19 protein-coding genes are annotated in these 25,016 nt (G+C 73.9%); 3 read left to right on the top strand and 16 right to left on the bottom strand.

The features are described from left to right. From IE172_RS02130 to hrcA, 7 genes are all read right to left on the bottom strand, one after another. Positions 1 to 354, bottom strand: coding sequence for a histidine triad nucleotide-binding protein (locus IE172_RS02130; RefSeq protein ID WP_190095298.1), 354 nt, complete (start codon positions 352 to 354; stop codon positions 1 to 3). 83 nt (positions 355 to 437) lie between these two features. Continuing rightward, a complete protein-coding gene (locus IE172_RS02125; RefSeq protein ID WP_190095297.1) occupies positions 438 to 3,644 on the bottom strand; it encodes a S41 family peptidase in 3,207 nt (1,068 codons plus the stop codon). Positions 3,645 to 3,689: 45 nt separating this feature from the next. Further along, entirely contained in the window at positions 3,690 to 4,214 is a 525-nt protein-coding gene (locus tag IE172_RS02120) for a hypothetical protein (protein ID WP_190095296.1), read from the bottom strand. A 206-nt stretch (positions 4,215 to 4,420) separates the two neighbouring features. Then, the gene (locus tag IE172_RS02115; RefSeq protein ID WP_190095295.1) at positions 4,421 to 5,161 is read right to left on the bottom strand and encodes a 16S rRNA (uracil(1498)-N(3))-methyltransferase; all 741 of its coding nucleotides are present in this window, start codon (positions 5,159 to 5,161) and stop codon (positions 4,421 to 4,423) included. Then, positions 5,158 to 6,231 (bottom strand): nitronate monooxygenase, encoded by a 1,074-nt coding sequence (locus IE172_RS02110; protein WP_190095294.1) that lies wholly within the window; start codon positions 6,229 to 6,231, stop codon positions 5,158 to 5,160. Before IE172_RS02110 ends, IE172_RS02115 begins: the two co-directional genes overlap by 4 nt. A gap of 112 nt (positions 6,232 to 6,343) precedes the next feature. Then, a complete protein-coding gene (gene dnaJ / locus IE172_RS02105) occupies positions 6,344 to 7,480 on the bottom strand; it encodes a molecular chaperone DnaJ (RefSeq protein WP_190095293.1) in 1,137 nt (378 codons plus the stop codon). After that, on the bottom strand, positions 7,480 to 8,496 hold the full coding sequence (gene hrcA / locus IE172_RS02100; RefSeq protein ID WP_190095292.1) for a heat-inducible transcriptional repressor HrcA: 1,017 nt from the start codon (positions 8,494 to 8,496) through the stop codon (positions 7,480 to 7,482). The genes dnaJ and hrcA overlap by 1 nt, the downstream gene beginning before the upstream one ends. A 160-nt stretch (positions 8,497 to 8,656) precedes the next feature. On the opposite strand from hrcA, the gene IE172_RS02095 reads away from it, so the two are divergent. Next, entirely contained in the window at positions 8,657 to 9,391 is a 735-nt protein-coding gene (locus IE172_RS02095; RefSeq protein ID WP_190095291.1) for an MBL fold metallo-hydrolase, read from the top strand. A gap of 34 nt (positions 9,392 to 9,425) precedes the next feature. Beyond that, the gene (locus IE172_RS02090) at positions 9,426 to 10,235 is read left to right on the top strand and encodes a DUF3097 domain-containing protein (protein WP_190095290.1); all 810 of its coding nucleotides are present in this window, start codon (positions 9,426 to 9,428) and stop codon (positions 10,233 to 10,235) included. A 147-nt stretch (positions 10,236 to 10,382) separates the two neighbouring features. Here IE172_RS02090 and hemW read toward each other — a convergent pair whose 3' ends face one another. The 4 genes from hemW to lepA all read right to left on the bottom strand — a co-directional run bounded on the left by hemW (position 10,383) and on the right by lepA (position 18,146). Beyond that, complete coding sequence (gene hemW / locus IE172_RS02085) at positions 10,383 to 11,615, bottom strand: radical SAM family heme chaperone HemW (RefSeq protein WP_190095289.1); 1,233 nt, start codon at positions 11,613 to 11,615, stop codon at positions 10,383 to 10,385. Between the two features lie 27 nt (positions 11,616 to 11,642). Further along, a complete protein-coding gene (locus tag IE172_RS02080) occupies positions 11,643 to 13,736 on the bottom strand; it encodes an ATP-binding SpoIIE family protein phosphatase (RefSeq protein WP_190095288.1) in 2,094 nt (697 codons plus the stop codon). 419 nt (positions 13,737 to 14,155) lie between these two features. Next, positions 14,156 to 16,030: an AMP-dependent synthetase/ligase gene (locus tag IE172_RS02075; protein ID WP_190095287.1), complete on the bottom strand. Its 1,875-nt coding sequence runs from the start codon at positions 16,028 to 16,030 to the stop codon at positions 14,156 to 14,158. A gap of 247 nt (positions 16,031 to 16,277) precedes the next feature. Then, positions 16,278 to 18,146, bottom strand: coding sequence for a translation elongation factor 4 (gene lepA / locus IE172_RS02070; protein ID WP_190095286.1), 1,869 nt, complete (start codon positions 18,144 to 18,146; stop codon positions 16,278 to 16,280). A gap of 254 nt (positions 18,147 to 18,400) precedes the next feature. On the opposite strand from lepA, the gene rpsT reads away from it, so the two are divergent. Further along, on the top strand, positions 18,401 to 18,667 hold the full coding sequence (gene rpsT, locus IE172_RS02065) for a 30S ribosomal protein S20 (protein ID WP_073931938.1): 267 nt from the start codon (positions 18,401 to 18,403) through the stop codon (positions 18,665 to 18,667). 501 nt (positions 18,668 to 19,168) lie between these two features. Here the strand turns inward: rpsT and holA are convergent. From holA to IE172_RS02040, 5 genes are read right to left on the bottom strand one after another with little or no spacing between them, the layout of a single operon-like run. Then, on the bottom strand, positions 19,169 to 20,158 hold the full coding sequence (gene holA, locus IE172_RS02060) for a DNA polymerase III subunit delta (protein ID WP_190095285.1): 990 nt from the start codon (positions 20,156 to 20,158) through the stop codon (positions 19,169 to 19,171). A 55-nt stretch (positions 20,159 to 20,213) separates the two neighbouring features. Then, positions 20,214 to 20,459, bottom strand: a complete 246-nt coding sequence (locus IE172_RS02055) for a hypothetical protein (RefSeq protein WP_190095284.1) — start codon at positions 20,457 to 20,459, stop codon at positions 20,214 to 20,216. Between the two features lie 23 nt (positions 20,460 to 20,482). Beyond that, positions 20,483 to 21,334, bottom strand: a complete 852-nt coding sequence (locus IE172_RS02050; protein ID WP_190095283.1) for an arylamine N-acetyltransferase family protein — start codon at positions 21,332 to 21,334, stop codon at positions 20,483 to 20,485. 4 nt (positions 21,335 to 21,338) lie between these two features. After that, the gene (locus tag IE172_RS02045) at positions 21,339 to 23,996 is read right to left on the bottom strand and encodes a ComEC/Rec2 family competence protein (protein WP_190095282.1); all 2,658 of its coding nucleotides are present in this window, start codon (positions 23,994 to 23,996) and stop codon (positions 21,339 to 21,341) included. Further along, positions 23,993 to 24,667 (bottom strand): ComEA family DNA-binding protein, encoded by a 675-nt coding sequence (locus tag IE172_RS02040; RefSeq protein WP_190095983.1) that lies wholly within the window; start codon positions 24,665 to 24,667, stop codon positions 23,993 to 23,995. The genes IE172_RS02045 and IE172_RS02040 overlap by 4 nt, the downstream gene beginning before the upstream one ends. Positions 24,668 to 25,016: the final 349 nt, after the last annotated feature.

The following is a 25,016-nucleotide window of genomic DNA, read 5'->3' as shown; positions in this document are numbered from 1 at the left end:
CTAGCCGGGGGGCCACGCGAGGCCGCGGCCGCCCAGCACGTGGGCGTGCGCGTGCCAGACGGTCTGTCCGGCGCCGCTGCCGGTGTTGAAGACGATGCGGTAGCTGTCCAGCTTTTCCTCGTCCGCGACGGTCTGCGTCTCGCGCAGCACGTCGGCGGCGAGCGCGGGCGCCTCGGCGGCGAGCGCGGCGGCGTCCCTGTGGTGCGCCTTCGGGATCACCAGCACGTGCGTGGGCGCCTGGGGGTTGATGTCCCGGAACGCGACGGTCGTCTCCGTCTCCCGCACGATCGTCGCCGGGACGCTCCCCTCAACGATCTTGCAGAACAGACAGTCGTCCTGAGGCTCCCCAGCCATACGCCCTCCTCGACGTGACGATCACCTACCCGGGCATGGTATCCACGCCCGGGCCTCCACGGGCACGGGTGCCCGCCCCGGCCTCACGGCAACGCGGGCGGGACCTTCGCCGGCGTCGACTCCAGCGCCTCCAGCGCCAGCCGCACCGCCTCGTCCAGCTGCGGGTCGCGCCCCGCCGCGTGGTCCTGCGGCCGCTGCACCACCTCCACGTCCGGGTCCACCCCGTGGTTCTCCACGCCCCACCCGTACCCCTCCAGCCAGAAGGCGTACTTGGGCTGCGTCACCGACGTCCCGTCGACCAGCCGGTACCGGCTGTCGATCCCGATGACGCCGCCCCACGTGCGGGTGCCGACCACCGGTCCGATGCCCAGCGCCCGGATCGCCGCGTTCACGATGTCCCCGTCGGACCCGGAGAACTCGTTGGCGACCGCCACCACCGGCCCCCGGGGGGCGTCCCGCGGATAGCTCTCCGCCCGCATGCCCCGCGGCAGGTCCCATCCCACGATCCGCCGGGCCAGCTTCTCCACCACCAGCTGCGAGGTGTGACCGCCCCGGTTCTCCCGCACGTCCACGATCAGCCCCTCGCGCAGCACCTCCACCCGCAGGTCCCGGTGGATCTGCGCCCATCCGGGGGCCTGCATGTCCGGCACGTGGATGTAGCCCAGCCGTCCGCCGGACCTCTCGAGCACGTACGCCCGCCGGTCGGCGACCCAGGCGTGGTACCGCAACGGCTCCTCGTCGGCGATCGGCACGACGACCGCGTGCCGCGGGTCACCGCCGCCCGCGGGCGACACGGTCAGCTCCACCGGCTTGCCCGCCGTCCCCACCAGCAGCGGCGCGGGCCCGGTCACCGGGTCGACCGCCCGCCCCGCGACGGCGACGATCGCGTCCCCGGCCCGTACGGCGACGCCCGGCGCGGCGAGCGGCGAGCGGGCGTCCGGGTCGGAGGTCTCCGCGGGAAGGACCCGGTCCACCCGCCAGCTGCCGTCCTCGTGCCGGGAGATGTCCGCCCCGAGCAGTCCCTGCCGCGCCCCGCCGCCGAACCCGCCGCGCGGGGTGACGTACGCGTGCGAGGTGCCGAGCTCCCCGTGCACCTCCCACAGCAGGTCCACCAGGTCGTCGTGGGTGGCCAGCCGGTCGAGCACCGGCCGGTACCGGTCGAGCACGCCGTCCCAGTCGACACCGCTCATGTCGGGACGCCAGAAGTTGTCCCGCATGATGCGGCCGTTCTCGTCGAACATCTGCCGCCACTCGACGGCCGGGTCGACGAACTGACGGACCCGCCCGAGGTCGACGGTGATGTTGGTGTCGCTCTCCTCGTCACCGGAGGCGCGCCGGTCGCTGGGGACGACCTTCAGCCGTCCGTCGGTCCACAGCAGCACCCGTTTGCCGTCGCCGCTGACCTCGAAGTCGTCGGCGTCCACGGCCAGGTGCTCCAGGCGCTGCTGGACGAGGTCGTAGCGCTCCAGGTCGGTCTTGGGGTCCGGGTCGTCGGGCGTGGCCCTGGACGCGCCGAGCACGCCCCGCACCGGGTGCCGCAGCCACAGCACCCCGTCCTTGGCGGCGCGCAGGCCGGTGTAGCGGGCGGCCTCGACGGGGAACGGCACGATGCGGTCGGCGAGACCGTCGAGGTCGATCCGGGTGGCGGGGGTGCCCTCGCTGTCGGGCGTCTCGTCCCGGTCGGGTGTCTCGAAGGGCCGGCCGTGCCGCTGCGGCCCGAACGGCGACGGGGTGGTCGCCGCGAGGGTGATCAGGTAGGGCCGTACGCCCTCGACGAAGGCCAGGTCGAAGACGTGCTCGTCGTAGACCGGGTCGAAGGAGCGGCTCGACAGGAACGCCAGGTGCTTGCCGTCGAGGGTGAAGGCGGGCGCGTAGTCCTGGAAGCGCAGCGGGGTCGCCTCGGTGACCGACAGGTCGGTGGTGTTGGCGAGGCGGAGCTGGCTGAGCGGGCGCGGGCCGGGGTGGGACCAGGCGAGCCAGGCGGAGTCGGGTGAGAAGACCAGCCCGGAGACGTCGCCGTCCTCGCTGCGGTCGACCTCGCGGACCTCGCCGGTCTCGCGCTCGACGAGGAGGAGACGCCCGTCGTGCGAGGCGACCGCGGCACGGCTGCCGTCGGGTGCCATGGCCAGCTCCACGACCCGGCCGAGCTGTCCGGCGGCGATGCGGCGCGGGGTGGCGCCGGGGGCGAGTCCGGTGGCGGGGGCGAACTCCAGGGCGTCGTCGCCCTCGGCGTCGGTCACCCACACCACCCATTCCTCGCCGTCCGCGCGGAAGGCGCGCGGGCGCCGGGCCCGTACGCCCGGTGTCGCGGCGAGCGCGCGGGCCGGACCGGAGCGGTGGGTGACCCAGTGGACGGTGCCGCGCACGCAGACGGCGCTGCCGCGCGCGGTGTGGTCGGGCGACGCGGAACCGAACCAGTGGGCGGCGTTCACCGGGAACGGCTGGAGGTCCACGCGCTGTCCGCCGAGCCGGAGGTCGAGCCGGCGCGGCTCGGCCCCGTCCAGGTCGTCCAGGAGCCACAGCTCACCGGCGCTGGAGTAGACGACCCGGGTGCCGTCGGTGGCGGCGTGCCGGGCGTAGAAGCCGTCGAGGGGCGTGTGGCGCCTGAGGTCGGATCCGTCGGCCAGGGAGGAGTACAGGGCGCCGGTGCCCTCGTGGTCGGAGAGGAACGCGATGCGGCCCCCCGCCCACAGCGGGTACTCGATGTTCCCGTCGAGGTCCTCGTGCAGCCGGACGAACTCGCCGTCGCCCTCGCGGTCGATCCACAGCTTGCCCGCGGTGCCGCCCCGGTAGCGCTTCCACCAGGCGGCCTCACGGCCCATCGGCGCGGACAGCAGCACGGTGTGCGGGCCCTGGGCGACGTCGCCGACGGGCCCGTACGGCAGGGTGGCCGCCGGGCCGCCGTCGAGCGGGACGGCACGGGCCCAGCTACGGCGCAGGCTCGCCTGGCCGTGGGCGCTGACCGCGAGGACCCGCCCGTCGGCGGTCCAGCCGCGCACCTGGGTCCTGAGGCTGCCCCAGTGGGTCAGGCGGCGGGCGCGTCCTCCGTCGACGGGCGCGACGTGCACCTCGGGGGCGCCGTCGCGGGTGGAGGTCCAGGCGACGGTGGTGCCGTCGGGCGAGACGCGCGGGTGGTTCACCGGCACGTTGTCGGCACTGACCCGCCAGGCGCGGCCGCCGTCGAGCGGGGCGAGCCACACGTCGTCCTCGGCGGTGAAGGCGACCAACTCGCCGTGCAGATGCGGGAACCGGAGGTAAGCGGCGGATGCGACCGATGCGGGCTGTGTCACCCGGTCACCCTATGCAGGCCGGGCGGTCCTGGACAGGGGTTCCGATCACTTGCCCTCGACGGGGCGACAGGACGGGTACTGGTCGCACCACACGGTCGTCGTGACGGTCACCGTGACGGTGGGGTCCGGGCCGCGGCCGGTCGGTTCGCCCACGCGGGGCGGGCTCTTGTCGTCGCAGTCGCCGAGGCCGTCGACGCGGAACACCTGCTTCCCGCCCACCTTCGCGGTGATGTTCCCGCGCACGCAGGCGCCGTTGACGGCGTGGGTGACCTGGCCGATGACGGTGATCTCCTTGCCGTCCTGGGTCTCGCCCTCGCAGTCGACGGAGGCGACGGTGTTCTCCTTCGCCGACGGCGTCGGGCCCTTGCGCTCCCCGAAGGACGCGGTGCAGGTGAGCCAACGGACGTCGGCCTTCCTGCGGTTGAGCTCGTCGGTCACCGCCTCGTCGGTGGTGAAGGCGACGGCCGTGGAGCCGAGGCCGCCGCCCTCGCACGCGGTGAGCCCGCCGACGGCGGCCACGGCGAAGCCCACGGCGAGTGCGATGCGCGGAATCCTGTTCAACGCCCCCATGCACGGCAGACTGCCACCGCCACCGGTGGGACGGTAGAGCGCATACGGCCACATACGCCTCGCGCCCCCGGCCCTTCGCACACCGGAGGGCCGGCCGGCCCGTCCGGCGTTCGAGGACGAGGCCCGGTTCGGGGCCGGAAGGGGGTCCGGGGGCGAAGCCCCCGGACCGGGACGGGAAGGGGCGGCGGGGGCGAAGGAACCCCCGGTCAGGACCAGCGGCCGGTGCGCCCGAGCAGCAGCGCCGCGGCGGCCGTGCCGGCGGTGGAGGTACGCAGGACACTGCGGCCCAGCCGGTAGGGCTTCGCACCGGCCCGTTCGAACAGCTCCAACTCCTCGGGCGACACCCCGCCTTCGGGCCCCACGACCAGCACGATGTCCCCGGAGGCGGGCAGTTCGGCGGTCGCGAGCGCCTCCGTACCGCTCTCGTGCAGCACGGCGGCGAACCCCGCTCCGGCCAGAAGTGACGCAACCTGCTTGCTCGTCGCGGCGTCCGCGACCTCGGGGAAGCGCACCCGCCGGGACTGCTTGCCGGCCTCCCGCGCCGTCGCCCGCCACTTGCCGAGGGCCTTCAGACCGCGCTCGCCCTTCCACTGCGTGATGCACCGGGACGCCGCCCACGGCACGATCGCGTCGACGCCGACCTCGGTCATCGTCTCCACGGCCAGTTCGCCCCGGTCCCCCTTGGGCAGGGCCTGGACCACCGTCAGCCGGGGCGACTCCTCGGGCTCCTCCACGACGTGGCCGAGCCGCACGATGAGCCGGTCCTTGCCCTCGGTGGCCTCGACCTCGCCCTCGGCCCAGCGGCCGGCCCCGTCGGTGAGGACGACGCCCTCACCGGGCCGCAGCCGCTTCACGGAGACGGCGTGCCGTCCCTCGGGTCCGTCGAGCACATGACGGCCCTCACCCCGGTCGTCGAAGCGGTCGACGACGAACACCGGCGCGGTCATCGGGCGCCCCCCGCCGAGAACTCCGTCCGGGCGGCGGCGAGTTCGGCGACCAGCAGCTCCACCAGCTGCCCGGCGGGCAGCTCGCGGGCCATCCGGTGGCCCTGGCCCGCCCACAGCGCCATGCCCTGCGCGTCACCGGCCTTCGCGGCGGCCTTGCGCAGTGGCGCGGTGAGATGGTGGACGTCCGGGTAGGCGGCGGGCGCGTACGGGCCGTGCTCGCGCAGGAAGCGGTTGACCAGGGCGCGGGCGGGACGGCCGGAGAAGGCCCGGGTCAGCTCGGTGCGGACGTACAGGGGGCTGGTGAGGGCCTGCTTGTGCAGCGCGTGCGCACCGGACTCGTGGGCGGCGACGAAGGCCGTGCCGAGCTGGGCCGCGGCGGCACCGGCCGCGAGGACGGCGGCGATCTGGCCGCCGCGCATGATGCCCCCGGCGGCGACGACGGGGATGCCGACGGCCTCACGGACCTGGGCGACGAGGGAGAGCAGTCCGACGCCGGACCCGTCCGCCTCCGGGACGTCCTGGTGGGTTCCCTGGTGGCCGCCGGCCTCGACGCCCTGCGCGATCACCGCGTCCGCGCCGGCCCGCTCCACGGCCCTGGCCTCCTCCGCCGTCGTGGCGGTGACCAGGGTGTAGGTGCCGGCCCGGCGCAGCGAGTCCAGCACCTCGCGGCTCGGCACACCGAAGTGGAACGACACCACCGGTACCGGGTTGTCCAGCAGCACGGCGAGCTTGGCGTCGTAGCCGTCGTCGCGTCCGCTGTCGGGATCGCCGAGCTCCGTCTCGTACCAGGTGGCCTCACCGGCGAGCTGGTGGGCGTAGACACCGACGGCGGCGGGGTCGGCGGTCTCCGGCTGGGGCAGGAAGAGGTTGACCCCGAACGGCCTGGACGTCAGTCCCCGCAGCTGCTTGATCTCCTGGTACATCCCGTCCGCGGTCTTGTACCCGGCGGCCAGGAAACCGAGCCCGCCCGCCTCGGACACGGCGGCGGCCAGCGGAGGAACGGCGACACCGCCCGCCATCGGCGCCTGCACGATCGGGTGCGGGAAGAGATCGGTCGGTACGGAGGACATGACCGCATGTTGTCACGTCCCCCGACCCGTGCCGAATCCGCCCTTCCCCTTGGCATAAGCCACTTTTCACCGGGGCGGAGGGCGGAGTGCCGGCGCCCGCGGAAGGCGCTCCTCAGCGCCCGTTGAACGCGTCCTTCAGCCGCGAGAACAGCCCCTGCTGCCCCGGCTGGAACTGGCCCTGGGGCCGCTCCTCGCCGCGGAGCTTGGAGAGCTCCCGCAGCAGGCGCTCCTGCTCGGGGTCGAGCTTGGTCGGGGTCTGGACCTCGACGTGGACGATGAGGTCGCCCCGGCCGCCGCCCCGCAGGTGGGTGACGCCCCGGCCGTGGAGCGGGATCGACTGGCCCGACTGGGTACCGGGGCGGATGTCGACCTCCTCCATGCCGTCCAGCGTCTCCAGCGGCACCTTGGTGCCGAGGGCCGCCGCGGTCATCGGGAGGGTGACCGTGCAGTGCAGGTCGTCGCCGCGCCGCTGGAACTGCGCGTGCGGCAGCTCGTGGATCTCGACGTACAGGTCGCCGGCGGGGCCGCCGCCGGGGCCGACCTCGCCCTCGCCCGCCAGCTGGATCCGCGTGCCGTTGTCGACACCGGCCGGGATCTTGACCGTGAGCGTGCGCCGGGAGCGGACCCGTCCGTCGCCCGCGCACTCCGGGCAGGGGGTCGGCACCACGGTGCCGAAGCCCTGGCACTGCGGGCAGGGGCGGGAGGTCATGACCTGGCCCAGGAAGGACCGCGTGACCTGGGAGACCTCACCGCGGCCGCGGCACATGTCACAGGTCTGCGCGGTGGTGCCCGGGGCCGCGCCCTCGCCGCTGCAGGTGGTGCAGACGATCGCCGTGTCGACCTGGATGTCCTTGGTCGTGCCGAACGCGGCCTCGTCCAGCTCGACCTCGATGCGGATCATCGCGTCCTGGCCGCGGCGGGTGCGCGAACGGGGTCCGCGCTGCGACGCCGTGCCGAAGAACGCGTCCATGATGTCGGAGAAGTTGCCGAAGCCACCGGCCCCGAAGCCGCCCGCGCCACCGGCGCCGGACTGCGAGAGCGGGTCGCCGCCGAGGTCGTAGACCTGCTTCTTCTGCGGGTCCGACAGCACCTCGTAGGCGGCGTTGATCTCCTTGAACCGCTCCTGGGTCTTCGGATCCGGGTTGACGTCCGGATGCAGCTCGCGGGCGAGCCGCCGGAAGGCCTTCTTGATCTCCTCCTGCGACGCGTCGCGGCGCACGCCGAGTACGGCGTAGTAGTCCGTGGCCACTACGACTCCGCCAGGATCTGTCCGACGTACCGTGCCACTGCGCGTACCGCTCCCATCGTTCCGGGGTAATCCATGCGGGTCGGTCCGACCACACCGAGCTTGGCGACAGCCTCGCCGCCCGAACCGTAGCCGACCGACACGACGGACGTGGAGTTGAGTCCTTCGTGGGCGTTCTCGTGACCGATACGGACGGTCACGCCCGGATCCTTCGCCTCGCCGAGCAACTTGAGGAGCACGACCTGCTCCTCCAGCGCCTCCAGGACGGGCCGGATCACCAGGGGGAAGTCATGTCCGAAACGGGTGAGATTGGCGGTGCCGCCGATCATCAACCGCTCCTCGTTCTCCTCGACGAGCGTCTCCAGGAGAGTGGAGAGCACCGTCGAGACCGTACCGCGGTCCTCGGCCTCGAAGGCATCCGGCAGGTCCTCCACCAGACTCGGCACATCGGTGAACCGGCGGCCCGCGACCCGGCTGTTGAGCCGCGCCCGCAGGTCAGCGAGGGACGCCTCGCCGAACGGCACCGGGCAGTCGACCATGCGCTGCTCGACCCGGCCGGTGTCCGTGATCAGCACCAGCATCAGCCGCGCGGGCGCCAGCGACAGCAGCTCCACGTGCCGCACCGTCGACCGGGTCAGCGACGGGTACTGCACGACGGCGACCTGCCGGGTGAGCTGCGCGAGCAGCCGTACGGTCCTGGCCACCACGTCGTCGAGGTCGACGGCGCCCTCGAGGAAGTTCTGGATGGCGCGCCGCTCGGGCGCGGTCATCGGCTTCACACCGGCGAGCTTGTCGACGAACAGCCGGTAGCCCTTGTCGGTGGGGATGCGCCCGGCGCTGGTGTGGGGCTGGGCGATGAAGCCCTCGTCCTCCAGGGCCGCCATGTCGTTGCGCACGGTGGCCGGGGAGACGCCGAGGTTGTGCCGCTCGGTGAGCGCCTTGGAGCCGACGGGCTCCTCGGTGCCCACGTAGTCCTGGACGATGGCGCGCAGCACCTGGAGTCTGCGTTCACTGAGCATCGCGCACCTCCAGTAGCCTTCCGCCCGGTAACGTCCCTGGCACTCTTCGCACGCGAGTGCCAGACTTCCCCGGCCCAGTGTACGGCCGGGGGGTACACCCCGGGCAAGGCCGGTCCCGCGCCGTCGCGCCGGGCGGCGTCGTCCCCGATAGCGTCCCGTCATGACCGTGACTTGGGAAGAGTCGGGATGGGAGCAAGTGGCGCCCGGGGTGGGGCGGTGCCGGCTCCCGGTGTGGGACTGCACGGCGGGACTCGTCGTCGGGGCGGACGGCGTGCTGGTCGTCGACGCGGGCTCGCACCTGGGCGAGGGCGCGCGGTTGCGGACCGGGGCGCAGGCCCTCACCGGCCGCCGTGTGACGCATCTCGCGCTCACCCACCCGCACTTCGACCACGTCCTCGGGGCGGCGGCGTTCGCGGGGGCGGAGGTGTTCGGGGCGGTGGGCATGGAGACGGTGCTGACGGCGCGCGGGCGTGAGGAACTGCGCGCCGACGCGGTGCGGTGGGGACTGGACGCGCGGGCGGCGGCGGAGGCGGCGGACGCGCTGCTCCCGCCCCGGCACGCGGTGTCCGGGGAGTGGACGCTCGACCTGGGCCTGGGCGGCGACCGGCAGGTGCTGCTGGCGAACGTGGGCCCGGGGCACACCGCCCACGACCTCGCCGTGCTGGTCCCCGGTGACCCGGAGGTGGTGTTCTGCGGCGACCTGGTCGAGGAGTCGGGCGAGCCGCAGGCCGGCCCCGACGCCGTACCGTCCCGGTGGCCCGCCGCGCTGGACCGGCTGCTGGCGCTGGGCGGCGAGGACGCGCTGTACGTCCCCGGGCACGGCGCGGTGGTGGACGCGGCGTTCGTGCGGGCGCAACGCGACGCCCTCGCCTCCCGTTTCGGCGTGTCGGACTGATCACCGGGGGCGTGATCCTCGTATCGTCGTCAGAATGCGCCCGTACTCCGCCGATCTGACCCCTCCGTGGAAGAAGCCGCAGCCCGTGCCCGAGGTCGCCGCCGAGCCCGGCCTGGTGGTGGAAGAACCCGGGACCGGCTTCTGCGGCGCGGTGATCCGCTGCGAGGCGGGCACGGTGACGCTGGAGGACCGCTTCGGCAAACACCGGGTGTTCCCGCTGGAGCCGCGCGGGTTCCTGCTGGAGGGACGTGTGGTGACGCTGGTGCGTCCCGCCTCCGGCCCCCGCAAGCCCACCCGTACGGCCTCCGGTTCCGTCGCCGTCCCCGGCGCGCGGGCTCGTGTCGCCCGCGCGGGACGCATCTACGTCGAGGGGCGGCACGACGCGGAGCTCGTGGAGAAGGTGTGGGGCGACGACCTCCGCATCGAGGGTGTGGTGGTGGAGTACCTGGAGGGGGTCGACGATCTGCCGTCGATCGTGGAGGACTTCGCGCCGGGGCCCGACGCGCGCCTCGGGATCCTGGTCGACCACCTCGTCCCGGGCTCCAAGGAGTGGCGGATCGCGGAGGCGGTGACGAGTGAGCACGCGCTGGTGGTGGGCCACCCGTACATCGACGTCTGGGAAGCCGTGAAGCCGGCGTCGGTGGGGATCGAGGCGTGGCCGCGGGTGCCGCGGGGGCAGGACTGGAAGACGGGGGTGTGCGCGGCGCTGGGGTGGCGGGTGGCGAACACGGGGGAGGCGTGGCGGCGGATCCTCGACTCCGTGCACTCCTACAAGGACCTGGAGCCGCAGCTGCTGGGCCGCGTGGAGGAACTGATCGACTTCGTCACGGCACCGGCTCCCTGAGGGGCGCGGCGTGGCGGCGGGTTTTTCGCCCCCGCCGCCCCTTCCCGTCCCGACCTGGGGCTCCGCCGCTCCTCAAACGCCGGAGGGGCTGATTCAGCCCCTCCGGCGTTTGAGGAGCGGGGGTCCGGGGGCAGCGCCCCCGGGGCGTCAGTCCACCAGGTCCCGCACCACCGCGTCCGCGAGCAGCCGCCCGCGCAGGGTGAGGGCCGCGCGGCCCTCCTCGTAGGGGCCCCTCTGAAGGAGCCCGTCCGTCAGGGCCCGGCCCGCAGCCGCCAGCCCCTCCGCACGGAGAAGCGAAAGAGGAACCCCCTCCGACAGCCGCAGCTCCAGCAGGATCCGCTCCACCCGCCGGTCCTCCTCCGACAGCACCTCCCGCCCCGCCCCCGGCGACCGCCCCTCCGCCAGCGCCGCCGCGTACGCGCCCGGATGCTTGACGTTCCACCACCGCACCCCGCCCACGTGCGAGTGGGCGCCGGGCCCCGCGCCCCACCAGTCGGCGCCGCGCCAGTACAGCTCGTTGTGCAGGCAGCGCCCCGCCTCGGAGGTCGCCCAGTTGGACACCTCGTACCAGTCGAAGCCCGCCGCCGACAGCATCTCCTCGGTGATCAGGTACCGGTCCGCGTGGACGTCGTCGTCCGTCATCGGCACCTCACCCCGCCGGATGCGGCGGGCGAGCCGCGTGCCCTCCTCGACGATCAGCGCGTACGCCGAGACGTGGTCGGGGCCGGCGCCGATCGCCGCGTCCAGGGACGCCCGCCAGTCGTCGTCGGACTCCCCCGGCGTGCCGTAGATCAGGTCCAGGTTGACGTGGTCGAAGCCGGCCGCGCGGGCCTCCGCGACGCAACGCTCGGGGCGGCCGGGGGTGTGCGTGCGGTCGAGGACCTTCAGCACGTGCTGCCGGGCGCTCTGCATGCCGAAGGAGATCCGGTTGAAGCCGCCCTCCCGCAGTACCTCCAGGTACGCCGGGTCGACCGACTCCGGGTTGGCCTCCGTGGTCACCTCGGCGTCCGCGGCCAGTCCGAACTCCTCCCGGATCGCCCCCAGCATCCGTACGAGGTCGTCGGCGGCCAGCAGCGTCGGCGTACCGCCGCCGACGAACACGGTGCGGACCTCCCGCGGGTCGTCGCCGAGCACCTTCCGCGCCAGGCGGACCTCGTCGACGAGCGTCTCGGCGTAGTTGTCGCGGGAGGCCAGCACGCCTCCGCTGCCGCGCAGCTCGGTCGCGGTGTAGGTGTTGAAGTCGCAGTAGCCGCAGCGGGTCGCGCAGTACGGGACGTGCAGGTAGAAGCCGAGGGGGCGGTCGGCGGCCCCGGCGAGCGCGGACGCGGGCAGCGCGCCGTCGGCGGGGACGGGCTCGCCGTCGGGGAGTGCGGAAGGCATGTGCTCCATTGTCCCGCACCCGCCGCCTCACTCGGCCTGGAGCACCAGGAGGGCGAGATCGTCGGCGGGCGGACGGGCCCCGAACTCGTGCACGAGCCGGGTGATCCGTTCCGCTATCGGCCCGGCGTCCATGCCCGCGCACCCGGACAGGGCCATGGCGAGTCCGTCCCCGTCGTCGAACTGGTGGGTGCCGGAGCGCCGCTCGGTGACTCCGTCGGTGACGCACAGGAGGGTGTCGCCGGAGTACATGTCGAAGGTCTCGCTGGTGTACATGACGTCCTCGACGACTCCGAGGAGGGTCTGCGGCTGGGCGACCGCACGGACGGAGCCCTCGGGGTCGAGCAGCAGGGGCAGGGGGTGCCCGGCGGAGGCGAGGGTGCAGCGGACGCCGCCCGCGAAGGGGACGAGTTCACCGAAGAGCAGGGAGAGGAAGCGCGTCTGGGGGCCGTCGCCGGGCGCGGTCGGGCGGGCCCCGGCGGCCACCAGCGCGCGGGCGGCGGCGTCGGCGGCCTCCGTGGCGTCGTCGAGGAGGAGCTGGTTGAGCCGGTCGAGGACGTCGGCGACGCGGTAGCCCTCGCGGGCCAGCAGCCGCAGCCAGGGCCGGACGAGTCCGATGACGACGGCGGCCTCGGGTCCCTTGCCCTGGACGTCTCCGACGGCGAAGCACCAGCGTCCCCGGCCGGCCGGGAAGAGGTCGTAGAAGTCGCCGCTCGGTCCGCCCTTGTCGCAGGGTTCGTAGACGAGGGCGCTGCGGACGCCGGGGATCTCGGCGACGGCGCCGGGCAGCAGGCCGCGCTGGAGCACGGCGCTGATGGTGGCCTGGCGGGAGTACTGGCGGGCGGCGCCGATGGCGAGCGCGACCCGGCGGCCGAGGTCCTCCACGAGCCCGGTGATCTCGTCGGGGAAACGGTCGATCCCGCCCCGGCCGATCACCAGGGTGCCGAGCGGCCGCCCGCCGGCGACGAGCCGGTAGGCGAGGGCGCTGCCGGACGCTCCGCCTTCCGGCGCCTCGGCACACTCACCGGTCCCGCCGGGCGCCGTGTCCGGCCCGTCGTCCGGTGCGTCGTCCGGTGCGTCGTCCGGCCCGTCCAGTGCCCCGCCCGGCCACGGATAGGGAGCGGGGCCGGGAAGGAACGGGTCGGCGGGGACGGGCGGGTTCTGCTGGAGGGCCCGGCTCAGGGCCTCGATGCGGTTCTCGCTCGCGTGCCAGACGCGGGCGAGGCGGGAGCCGTCGGAACGCCGTGTGCCGTCGCTCCAGCCGCCGTGCCCGGTGGTCTCGTCCTCCAGCCACACCGCACACCAGTCGGCCAGCCGGGGCACGATCAGCTGGCCGGTGAGGGAGGCGACGAGGTCCTCGTCGAGTTGACCGGCGAGCAGGTCGGAGGCCTCGGCGAGGAAGGACAGCGCGCCGCGCCCCAGCCAGGTGCCGTCGCGTCCGTCGCGGCGGGCGAGCCAGTCGTCGCCGTAGGAGCCGGCCAGCCAGGTGTCCCGGCCCGCGGCGGGGCCCTCCCGGTGACCGGGGAGGGACCGGGCGGTGAGCGGGTCCGGCGGGTGGGGGGCGAGGATCTCCGCGACCCTGAGGTCGTGCGCCGGCACGTACTCCCGCGGGTACGGGTCGGCGGTCCGCTCGCCGTCCGCGTGCTCCGCCGTGGTCAGCCGCGCCCACACGGTCTTCGTGCCCGGACGGTAGGTGACCCCCCAGGAGTCGGAGAGCGCGGCGACCAGGCGCAGGCCGCGCCCGTACTCGGGGGCGTCCCGCGCCGCCGGTGCCTCCGGTTCACCGTCGCGCGGGGCGCGGGAGGGATGGTGGTCGGCGACCTCGACGACGAGCGCGCCGGTCTCCTGCTCCAGCCGGCACGTCAGACGCACCTCGGTGCCGGCGTGCACGACCGCGTTGGTGACCAGCTCGCTGACGATCAGCGCGGCGTCGTCGCCGACGCCGGTGAGCTGTTCGGCGCCGGGCAGGGCGAGTTCCGCCCACTCGGTGAGCGCCTTGCGCAGTATCGCCCGCGCGGAACCCGGGGCGAGGGAACTTCCGGACAGGGTCGTCTCCACCCGCGCGCACCCCCGCGCGTCGGAGGCGCGCGAGGCGGTCTCCCGCTGGGTCGGAATGGCCCGCATGGGCAGCTCCCCGGGCAGTTCGTACGAATACAACCTCGATCGCTGCCCACAGGGTGACAGACAGACCCCACCCATGAGCAAGGAGTTACCGAAGTGGGCCGCCCGGAGGGGGAAGAGCGCGCGGCGCGCGGTCAGGAACGGTCGAAAAGACCGCCGGTTGCGAACAGTCCGGACGCCGGAGTGGCGGCCGCGCGACAGGGCCGGGTCGGGCGGTCCTTCGCGCGGACCGCGGGCGGCCACGGGGTGCGGCCGCCGTCGTCCTCGGCGCCGGGACGGGATCCGGCCGGTCTCCCGCAACCCGTGCGGCACCGGGCCGGTGCGGACGACGCGGGGGGCGGGGTGCCCGCGGACCGGTCGGTCCGCGGGCACCCCGCCCCCTGCTCGTGCCGTTCGGGCAGCCCTCACGGCTGCCCCGTGTCTCAGGCCTCGCGGGCGCCCTCGTACATCTCGTCGATGAGGTGCTTGTACTCGCGCTCCACCACCGGGCGCTTCAGCTTCAGGCTCGGGGTGATCTCGCCGTGCTCGACGTCGAGGTCACGGGGCAGGAGGCGGAACTTCTTGATGGTCTGCCAGCGCTGCAGGCCCTCGTTGAGCTGCTTGACGTAGCCGTCGACCATCTCGACCGTGGCGGGCGCGGCGACGATGTCCGCGTACGCCTTGCCCTCCATGCCGTTGTCGGCCGCCCAGGCCGTGAGGGCGGCCTCGTCGAGGGCGATGAGGGCGGTGCAGTAGTTCCGGTCGGCGCCGTGCACCAGGATGTTGGAGACGTACGGGCAGACGGCCTTGAACTGGCCCTCGACCTCGGCGGGCGCGATGTACTTGCCGCCGGAGGTCTTGATGAGGTCCTTCTTGCGGTCGGTGATGCGCAGGTAGCCGTCGGCGGACAGCTCGCCGATGTCGCCGGTGTGGAACCAGCCGTCCTCCTCCAGGACCTCGGCGGTCTTCTCGGGCAGGTTGTGGTAGCCCTGCATGATGCCGGGGCCGCGCAGCAGGATCTCGCCGTCGTCGGCGATGCGCACCTCGGTGCCGGGCAGCGGCTTGCCGACGGTGCCGGTGCGGTAGGCCTCGCCCGGGTTGCAGAAGGAGGCGGCGGAGGACTCGGTGAGGCCGTAGCCCTCCAGGATGTGGATGCCGGCGCCGGAGAAGAAGTAGCCGATCTCGGGGGCGAGGGCGGCGGAGCCGGAGACGCAGGCGCGCAGGTTGCCGCCGAAGGCCTCGCGGATCTTGGCGTAGACGAGCTTGTCGGCGACGGCGTGCTTGGCGCGCAGGCCGGCGGGGGCGCCGGCGGTGCCCGTGCGGCGGAAGTTGTCCTGGGTGACCTTGGCGTACTCGCGGGCGACCCCGGCGGCCCACTGGAAGATCTTGTACTTGGCGCCTCCGCCGGCCTTCGCCTTGGCGGCGACGCCGTTGTACACCTTCTCGAAGATGCGGGGCACGGCCGCCATGTAGGTCGGCCGGACCACCGGCAGGTTCTCGATGATCTTGTCGACGCGGCCGTCGACGGCGGTGACGTGGCCGACCTCGATCTGGCCGGAGGTGAGCACCTTGCCGAAGACGTGGGCGAGGGGCAGCCACAGGTACTGCACGTCGTCGCCGGTGACCAGGCCGGTCGCGGCGATCGCCTTGGCCATGTAGGACCAGTTGTCGTGCGGCAGGCGGACGCCCTTGGGGCGGCCGGTGGTGCCGGAGGTGTAGATGAGGGTGGCGAGCTGGTCCTTGGTGATCGCCGCGACCCGCTCCTTGATCAGCTCCGGCTCCTTCTGGAGCCGGCCGGCGCCGAGCTTCTCCAGGTCGGCGAGGGTGATCACGAAGTCGTCGGTGTCGGCGCCGGCCGGGTCGATGACCACGACACGGGTGAGCTCGGGCAGCTCGGCGCGCTTGGCCACCGCCTTGGCCGCCTGCTCGGCGTTCTCCGCGATGAGCACCCGGCTCTGGGAGTCGGACAGGATGTAGGCGGACTCGTCGGCGTTGGTCTGTGGGTAGATCGTGGTGGTGGCGGCGCCCGCGCAGAGGATGCCGAGGTCGGCGAGGATCCACTCGACGCGGGTGGCGGCGGCCAGGGCCACGCGCTCCTCGGCCTGGACGCCCAGCTCGATCAGGCCGGCCGCGATGGCGTGGACCCGTTCGGCGGTACCCGCCCAGGTGAGGGACTTCCAGTCGTCCGGTCCCTCGCCGGAGGCCGGCGGGACCGGGTAGCGGTAGGCCTCGGCGTCCGGTGTGGCCGCCACACGCTCCAGGAAGAGGGCCGCCACGGTCGGCGGTCGGTTCTCGATCAGTGTCTGTGTGTCGCTCACGACATCCTCCGGGGCCCGCGACGGTGCGGCTGGCTCAGTGCGGCTGGGGTTTCCTCGCGCCGTTGTTTAACTCGCGAGTAACTATCGAGCACGGACAGAGTAAAGGCCGACCGGCCTCGGCGTAAGGGGCCACGGCCTGTTACTTCATACAGAGGGCCGCCCCGGTTGCGCGCGGGGGCCCGCCGCACCGACGTGCGACGAGCCCCCGTTCCGCCCGGTTCGCGGAGTGACCCGCGGTAACATCCGGTTACTTCTTGCCCTTGCCCGACCCCGCGCTCTCGTCACTGGACAGCACGGCGATGAAGGCCTCCTGGGGGACCTCCACGGAGCCCACCATCTTCATCCGCTTCTTGCCCTCCTTCTGCTTCTCCAGCAGCTTCCGCTTACGGGAGATGTCACCGCCGTAGCACTTGGCGAGGACGTCCTTGCGGATGGCGCGGATGGTCTCACGGGCGATGACCCGCGAGCCGATGGCGGCCTGGATGGGCACCTCGAAGGCCTGGCGCGGGATGAGTTCGCGCAGCTTGGCGACGAGCCGCACCCCGTACGCGTACGCCGCGTCCTTGTGGGTGATCGCGGAGAACGCGTCCACCTTGTCGCCGTGCAGCAGGATGTCGACCTTGACCAGGCTGGAGGTCTGCTCGCCGGTGGGCTCGTAGTCCAGGGAGGCGTAGCCGCGGGTCTTGGACTTCAGCTGGTCGAAGAAGTCGAAGACGATCTCGGCGAGGGGGAGGGTGTAGCGGATCTCCACCCGGTCCTCGGAGAGGTAGTCCATGCCGAGCAGGACACCGCGCCGGGTCTGGCACAGCTCCATGATCGAGCCGATGAACTCGCTGGGCGCCAGGATGGTGGCCCGCACGACCGGCTCGTACACCTCGCTGATCTTCCCCTCGGGGAACTCGCTCGGGTTGGTGACGGTGTGCTCGGTGCCGTCCTCCATGAGCACGCGGTAGACCACGTTCGGCGCGGTGGCGATCAGGTCGAGGCCGAACTCCCGCTCGAGGCGCTCGCGGATCACGTCGAGGTGCAGCAGGCCGAGGAAGCCGACGCGGAAACCGAAGCCGAGGGCGGCGGAGGTCTCCGGCTCGTAGACCAGGGCCGCGTCGTTGAGCTGCAGCTTGTCCAGGGCCTCGCGCAGCTCCGGGTAGTCGGAACCGTCGAGGGGGTAGAGGCCGGAGAACACCATGGGCTTGGGGTCCTTGTAGCCGCCCAGCGCCTCCTCCGCGCCCTTGTGCTGGCTGGTGACGGTGTCACCGACCTTGGACTGGCGGACGTCCTTCACCCCGGTGATCAGGTAGCCCACCTCGCCGACGCCGAGACCGTCGGCCGGCAGCATCTCCGGCGAGTTGGTGCCGATCTCCAGCAGCTCGTGGGTGGCGCCGGTGGACATCATCCGGATGCGCTCGCGCTTGTTGAGCTGGCCGTCGATGACACGGACGTACGTCACGACACCGCGGTAGGAGTCGTAGACCGAGTCGAAGATCATCGCGCGGGCGGGGGCGTCCTTGACGCCGACCGGGGCGGGAATCTCGGCGACCACGCGGTCCAGCAGCGCCTCGACGCCGAGACCGGTCTTCGCGGACACCTTGAGCACGTCGTCCGGGTCGCAGCCGACCAGGTTCGCCAGCTCCTCGGCGAACTTCTCCGGCTGCGCGGCCGGAAGGTCGATCTTGTTGAGCACCGGGATGATCGTGAGGTCGTTCTCCATCGCCAGGTAGAGGTTGGCGAGGGTCTGCGCCTCGATGCCCTGCGCGGCGTCCACGAGGAGGACCGTGCCCTCGCAGGCGGCGAGGGACCGGGACACCTCGTAGGTGAAGTCGACGTGCCCGGGGGTGTCGATCATGTTGAGGATGTGCGTGTTGCCCTCGTCGTGGGTCGGCGCCCACGGCAGGCGCACGGCCTGGGACTTGATCGTGATGCCGCGCTCGCGCTCGATGTCCATGCGGTCGAGGTACTGAGCGCGCATCTGCCGCTGCTCGACCACTCCGGTCAGCTGGAGCATCCGGTCGGCGAGCGTGGACTTGCCGTGGTCGATATGGGCGATGATGCAGAAGTTGCGGATCAGCGCCGGGTCGGTACGGCTCGGCTCGGGCACATGGCTGGGGATCGCGGGCACGCAGGGTCCTGATTCTTGAGGCGTCCGCATACGTGTGCTTGTCCGTCTGCGGTCTCGGGTCGGATCGATACGTAGCTTCCATGGTCCCACGGCTGCGGACCCGGGACGGGTTTGGGCCACCGAATGGGCCGCTGGTAACGTGGGGGGCTGTGTCTCATGCCCTCTCGGTGCGAGGCACGTCTTCTGGAAAATCACCCGGTACAGGACCGTGCGGCACCCGTGCGGCCCGTGCCAGAACCTGTAGAGGCTCATTCGTGGCGAACATCAAGTCCCAGATCAAGCGGAACAAGACCAACGAGAAGGCCCGGCTGCGCAACAAGGCCGTCAAGTCCTCTCTGAAGACCGCGATCCGCAAGGCCCGTGAGGCCGCTGCCGCGGGTGACGTCGAGAAGGCCACCGAGTACCAGCGCGTCGCCGCGCGTCAGCTCGACAAGGCCGTCTCCAAGGGCGTCATCCACAAGAACCAGGCCGCCAACAAGAAGTCGGCGCTGGCGCAGAAGGTCGCGGCCGTCAAGGGCTGAACAACCCTGTGATCTGATCGCCGGCGGGACCCGGGCGGGCCCTCTCTCTCCGCCCCCGGCCGGCACCCCGAGCTCGTACGCGGCCTGCGTTCGCCACGCGGGTACGGGCTCAGCAGCTTCATCGGCTTCACCCGGAGGCCCCGTCCCTCACCCTTCCCCAGGGTGCGGGACGGGGCCTTCGGCTTGCGCCCGCACCGGGAGCGGTCGCCGCGGGGCCGGTCAGGGGCCGCCGGACGGGCAGCGAGGAGGCGCCGCGGCCGTCCCTGGCCGACGGGACGGTTCCGGGTTCGGGTGTCGGTGGCCGACGGGGCGGTCCCGCGTCGGCTGTCCGTGGCCGTGCGGTCGGCTGTTCGTGGCCGTGCGGTCGGCTGTCCGTGGCCGACCCCAGGGGGCTGGTGCAGGCGGCGAGGGGGGCGCCGCCGCACGTCGGGGCTGCCCCTGGCGGACCGCGGCGGGCCGGTCTTGAGGGCAGGGGGTGCCCTGCCGCTCGCTGGACGGCCGTCAGCCGCGGCCTCGTGAGCGCGCCGCCCGGGCGACGGTGACGACCGCCTTCTCCAGGGCGTACTCCGGGTCGTCCCCGCCGCCCTTCACTCCGGCGTCCGCCTCGGCGACGGCGCGCAGCGCCACGGCCACGCCGTCCGGGGTCCAGCCGCGCATCTGCTGCCGGACCCGGTCGATCTTCCACGGCGGCATGCCCAGCTCCCGGGCGAGGTCGGCGGGCCGGCCGCCGCGCGCCGACGACAGTTTGCCGATCGCCCGCACGCCCTGGGCCAGCGCGCTGGTGATCAGTACCGGCGCCACCCCGGTCGACAGCGACCAGCGCAGGGCCTCCAGGGCCTCCGCCGCGCGGCCCTCGACGGCCCGGTCGGCGACCGTGAAGCTCGACGCCTCGGCCCGGCCGGTGTAGTAGCGGCCGACGACCGCCTCGTCGATGGTGCCCTCGACGTCCGCGACCAGCTGGGTCACCGCCGAGGCCAGCTCGCGCAGATCGCTGCCGATGGCGTCGACCAGCGTCTGGCACGCCTCCGGGGTGGCCGAGCGCCCGGCGGTGCGGAACTCGCTCCGCACGAACGCCAGCCGGTCCGCCGGCTTGGTCATCTTCGGGCACGCCACCTCGCGCGCCCCCGTCTTGCGCGCCGCGTCGAGCAGTCCCTTGCCCTTGGCCCCGCCCGCGTGCAGCAGCACGAGGGTGATCTCCTCGGCGGGCGCCCCGAGGTACGCCTTCACGTCCTTGACGGTGTCCGCCGACAGATCCTGCGCGTTGCGCACGACCACGACCTTGCGCTCGGCGAAGAGCGACGGGCTGGTCAGTTCGGCGAGAGTGCCGGGCTGGAGCTGGTCCGGGGTCAGGTCGCGGACGTCCGTGTCGGCGTCGGCGGCCCGCGCGGCGGCCACCACCTCCCGCACGGCACGGTCGAGCAGCAGGTCCTCCTGGCCCACGGCGAGCGTCACCGGGGCGAGGGGGTCGTCGGATGCGGTCTTCCTGGCCATCGCGACAAGCATCCCACGCGCCACCGACAACACCGTCCGGGCGTCCGCGGCCCTCCTACGGCTCCTCCCGCCAGCCCTCCCACGCGGCGGCGAACTCGTTCAGCTCGCCGGGGTCCAGCCGCTGCGCCTCGTCCCGCAGGACGACGAGCCACTGCGCGTCCTCCGCGTCGTCCTCGCCGGCGAGCGCGTCCCGCACCAACCGCGGCTCCTCGTCCACGCCGAACCGTTCCCCGAGCGCCTCGGCCACCTCCTCCGCGGCCTCACGGTCGGGCAGCACCAGCACATGTCGCACATCACTCACACGGGCCATTGTCCGGTACGGGATCAGCCGCTCCCGACGGCGCCCCGCACCGTCGGCACCGTGTCCAGCGTGATGCCGAACCGGTCCCGGTAGAGCGCCAGCACCTCCTCGTCCGTCCCGGCCTCCCGCTGACGCTTGGTCCCGTCCGGCGCCGTGACCGTGAACCGGCGGCCGCTGAGCGTGATCCGTCCTCCGTCGTCGGTGATCCGCGAGCACACGAGGGACCGCGAGAAGTGGGAGGCCGGCGAGCTGCTGTGCCACCAGGCGCCGGCCGTGAAGTCGTCGAGCACCCTCGGCCGCACCTCCAGGCGGTACACCGGCCGGCCGTCGCAGATCACGTCCAGGTCCGCCGCCTCCACCGTGCCGTGTCCGCCGCGCACTCCGGCCGCGTCGGCTCCGGCCTCGGCGATCCGGAAGGTGCCGCCGGGGTCCTCCTGCTCGCCCCGCTCCCCGAAGGCGAGCGGGAGGTGGAAGTGCGCCCCGAAACCGACGTCGGCCAGCCAGTCGCCCCCGTCGACCGTCCGTACGCGCAGCGCGAGGTGGTCGTAGGGGATGCCGAGCCGGCCCCCGTCCCCGTACACCCGCGCGGCGAGCAGGGTGACGTCGTAGCCGAGCGTGGCGAGCAACGCCCCGAACGCGCCGTTGAGTTCGTAGCAGAATCCGCCCCGCCGGGCCTCCACGACCTTGTCCAGCAGCCGCTTCTCCTCGAGCACGATCTCCTCGCCGAGATGGATGGACAGGTTCTCGAACGGCACGGTCCGCAGGTGCCGCAGGTGCAGCTCGCGCAGGGCGTCCACGGTGGGCCAGGCGGGCTGGTCGGCGCCCAGCCGGCGCAGATAGGCGTCGGTCGCCGCGGTGTTCAGGCCGTCAGTCATGTTTTCAGTGTCGCGCCACACCGAGTTCCGCGCTCCCGGCTCCTCCGCTCCCCTCCTCTGCGTTCCCGTCCTCTGCGTTCCCGTCTCCTCCGATCCCGTCTCCTCCGGTCCCGTCTCCTCCGTTTTCGTCCTCTCCGCCGGTCACCGCCAGCGCTCCGTCCCGGTCGGTCCGCAGCACCCGCGCTCCCCCGGCGCGCAGCGCGGCGACCGTGCCGGGCGCCGGGTGTCCGTAGGTGTTGTCCCGGCCGGTGCTGATCAGCGCCAGCCGCGGGTCCGCCAGGCGCAGCAGGCCCGGGTCCTGGTGGGCGGAGCCGTGGTGGGCGACCTTGAGGACGTCCACGCCCGCCAGGCTCCGGGCCGCCGGTGACCCGGCCAGGGCCCGCTGGGCCGGGGGTTCGAGGTCGCCGAGGAGCAGCAGGCGCAGGCCGGCGGTGCGGACCAGCATGGCCACGCTGGCGTCGTTCGGTCCCTCCGACGCCTGGTGCGTGCCGGACGGCGGCCACACCACCTCCCAGGACAGGCCGCCCGCGCGCCGGGCCTCGCCGGCGGCGGCGTGGGTCAGGGGGATGCGCCGGGCGGCGGCGAGTCTCCGTACGAACGCGGCCTGGTCGGGGGGCTCTTCGAGGGCCGTCGTCCCGATGGCGCCCACCTGGCGTCCGCGCAGGACGCCGGGCAGGCCCGCCACGTGGTCGGCGTGGAAGTGGGTCAGGACGACGAGCGGGACGCGGGTGACGGCGAGGGAGTGCAGGCAGCGGTCCACGAGGGCGGGGTCGGGGCCGGCGTCGACGACCACGGCGGCGCCCTCGCCCGCCGCCAGCACCGTCGCGTCGCCCTGCCCGACGTCGCACATCACCATCCGCCAGCCCGGGGGCGGCCAGCCCGTGATCACCCGGGTCAGGGGCCGTGGCTGCACCACCAGCAGGATCAGCAGGAGGGCGCAGACACCGCACCACCAGGGGTGTGCCAGGAGCCGGCGGCCCACGAACAGCGCGGCCAGGGTGGCGGCGCCGAGCGCTGCCGCTCCGGTCCAGCCGCCGGGCCAGTCCACGCCCGCGCCGGGCAGCGCCGCACCGGTTCTGGCGACCTGGGCGATCCACTCGGCGGGCCAGCTCGCGCACCAGGCCAGTGCCTTGGCCACCGGCATCAGGGCCGGCGCCGTGGCCAGGGCCAGGAAGCCCAGCACCGTGGCCGGTGCGAGCGCGAACTCCGCGAGCAGGTTGCACGGGATCGCCACCAGGCTCACCCGCGCGGCGAGCACGGCGACCACCGGTGCGCACAGCGCCTGGGCGGCGCCCGCGGCGGCCAGCGCCTCCGCCAGGCGGGGCGGTACCCCTCTGCGGCGCAGTCCCGTGCTCCAGCGCGGAGCGAGGGTGAGCAGCGCGCCGGTGGCCAGGACGGAGAGGAGGAAGCCGTAACTGCGGGCCAGCCAGGGGTCGTAGAGCACCAGGAGCAGTACGGCCGTCGCCAGGGCGGGGAGGAGCGGTCTGCGGCGGCCGGTGGCGAGCGCGAGCAGGGCGACGGATCCGCAGGCCGCGGCCCGCAGCACGCTGGGGTCGGGCCGGCACACCACGACGAACGCGAGGGAGAGTGCCGCCCCCAGCAGTGCCGTGCCCCGCAGGGAGATGCCGAGCCGGGGGGCGAGCCCGCGGCGTTCGGCGTTCTGGGCCAGGCCGGGCGGGCCGAGGAGCAGGGCGAGGAGGATCGTGAAGTTGGCGCCTGAGACGGCGAGCGTGTGGGTGAGGTCGGTCTCCCGGAACGCCTCGTCGAGATCCGGGGTGATTCTGGCGGTGTCACCGACGACCAGTCCCGGCAGCAGTGCCCGGGCGTCGGCCGGCAGTCCGTCGGTGGCCTCCCGCAGTCCGGCCCGCAGCCGGCCCGCCAGCCGCTGCGGGCCGGAGGGCCCGCTCACCGTCTCGGGCCCGTCGCGCCCCTTCACCCGCAGGACCGCCGCGAACCGGTCGCCGCCCGCTCTCGGCGGAGCGAGACGTGCCTCGACCCGCAGTCGGGTGGAGGGGAGCAGGCCGAGCCAGGGGGAGCTCAGGTCGCCGTGGGACGCGGCGGGTGCGCCCGGGGGCGTGTCGACGATCAGCAGGACGGGTGCGCGGGTCTCCCGCGCCTCTCCCCCGGCCCGTTCCACGCGTCGTACGTCGGCCTCGATGAGCACGGATGCCGGGGCCATGTGAGTCCCGCTGACCCTGGGCCGGGTGAGCCGGGGGTCGGCGGTGACCACGGCCTCCGCGGTGACCCGGGCGTACTCCCGGGCCAGCGCCGGGACGGGGCCGCGCCGCAGGTCCGCGCCGTGCAGGCCCGCCGATCCGGCGGCGGCGGCGACGCAGAGCAGCACGGCGGCGGTGGCGTGGGCGGTGGCCCGTGCCCGCCGCGTGAGGCGGCTCCGGGTCACCAGGAGCGCGCCGGCCGTCAGGAGGCAGACGGCCACGGCCGCCGCCACCGGGGTGGGCGGCGCGTGCAGCGTCAGGGCAGCCGTGGCCCACGCGGCCAGGGCGGGCGGGACCAGCCGGAGGTCCGGCGGGCCCTCCTGCCTCGGGTGCGCGGCACCCAGCCGCTTGCCGGAGGCGGCGTGGACGGCCCGGCGGGTGGTGGCGGTCGGGGGTGCCGGGTCCGTCGTCCCGGTCCCCGCGACCGTCGGGGGTGTGGTCGTCATGGCCGTACGAGATCGCGGAGGTCGGCGAAGCGGCGGTCGCCGATGCCGTTGACCTCGCGGAGTTCGTCCACGGAGCGGAAACCGCCGCTGCGGGTGCGGTGGTCGATGATGTGCTGTGCCAGCACGGGGCCCACTCCGGGAAGGGCGTCGAGCTGGTCCAGGGTGGCGGTGTTGAGGGACACCGGAGGGGTGGGGCCGCCGGCTGCCGCGGCCGTACCGGGCGCGCTGCCGGAGGCGGCCGTCCCCGCGCCCGCCGGTGCCGGGGCTCCGACGACCAGGTGTTCGCCGTCGACGAGGAAGCGGGCGCGGTTGAGGGCGTCGGTCCTGGTACCGGGGCGGACTCCGCCGGCCGCGCGCAGCGCGTCCTCGACACGGGAACCGGCCGGCAGGCGGTGGATTCCGGGCTCCCGGACCTTGCCGCCGACGTCGACGACGATCTCGGGCGCCGCCGGGCCGCCGGACCGCGCCGTGGCGGCTGCCGGTGCCGCCTGCGGGCTGTCCGCCGTTTCCGTCCTTCCCTCGTCGGGGGCGGCGGCCCGGACCACTTCGGGGGCCCGCACCGGCTGGGTGCGGCCCGTCCAGAAGTGCTGCACGGCGAATCCGAGGACGAGCACGAGGAGCGCGGACAGGGCGAGCACGCTGCGCCGCTCCAGGCCGCAGCGCGTCTGCATCCACAGGGGGAGCCGCTCCCGCAACGCGAGCGCCGCCCGGTCCGGCCGCCGGACCGGGGGACGCTCCGGTTCGTGGCTCGCGGGCGGCCCCGGCTCGGGCACGCCGTCGGGCGCCCCGCGGCCGGAGGAATCCGGGCCGCCGTCCGTCCGGCCGGCGCCGACAGCGACCCGAGGCGGAGGTCCCTGGGCGACCCTCCTGCCCACCGCCCCCGAACGCGCCGGGCCCGCTGCCCCCTCCGCCCTCACCGGGCCTTCCGGGGCGGCCGCGCCCGGTCGAGCACACGAACTCCGCGAGCCCCGCAGAGGCGTCACCACCGCCCGCCGGTCCACCGCCGGCCCGCCCCCGGCA

Source organism: Streptomyces griseoflavus (genome assembly GCF_014649995.1).
GTDB classification, from domain to species: domain Bacteria; phylum Actinomycetota; class Actinomycetes; order Streptomycetales; family Streptomycetaceae; genus Streptomyces; species Streptomyces griseoflavus.
This window is presented reverse-complemented; position numbering and strand designations above follow the sequence as displayed.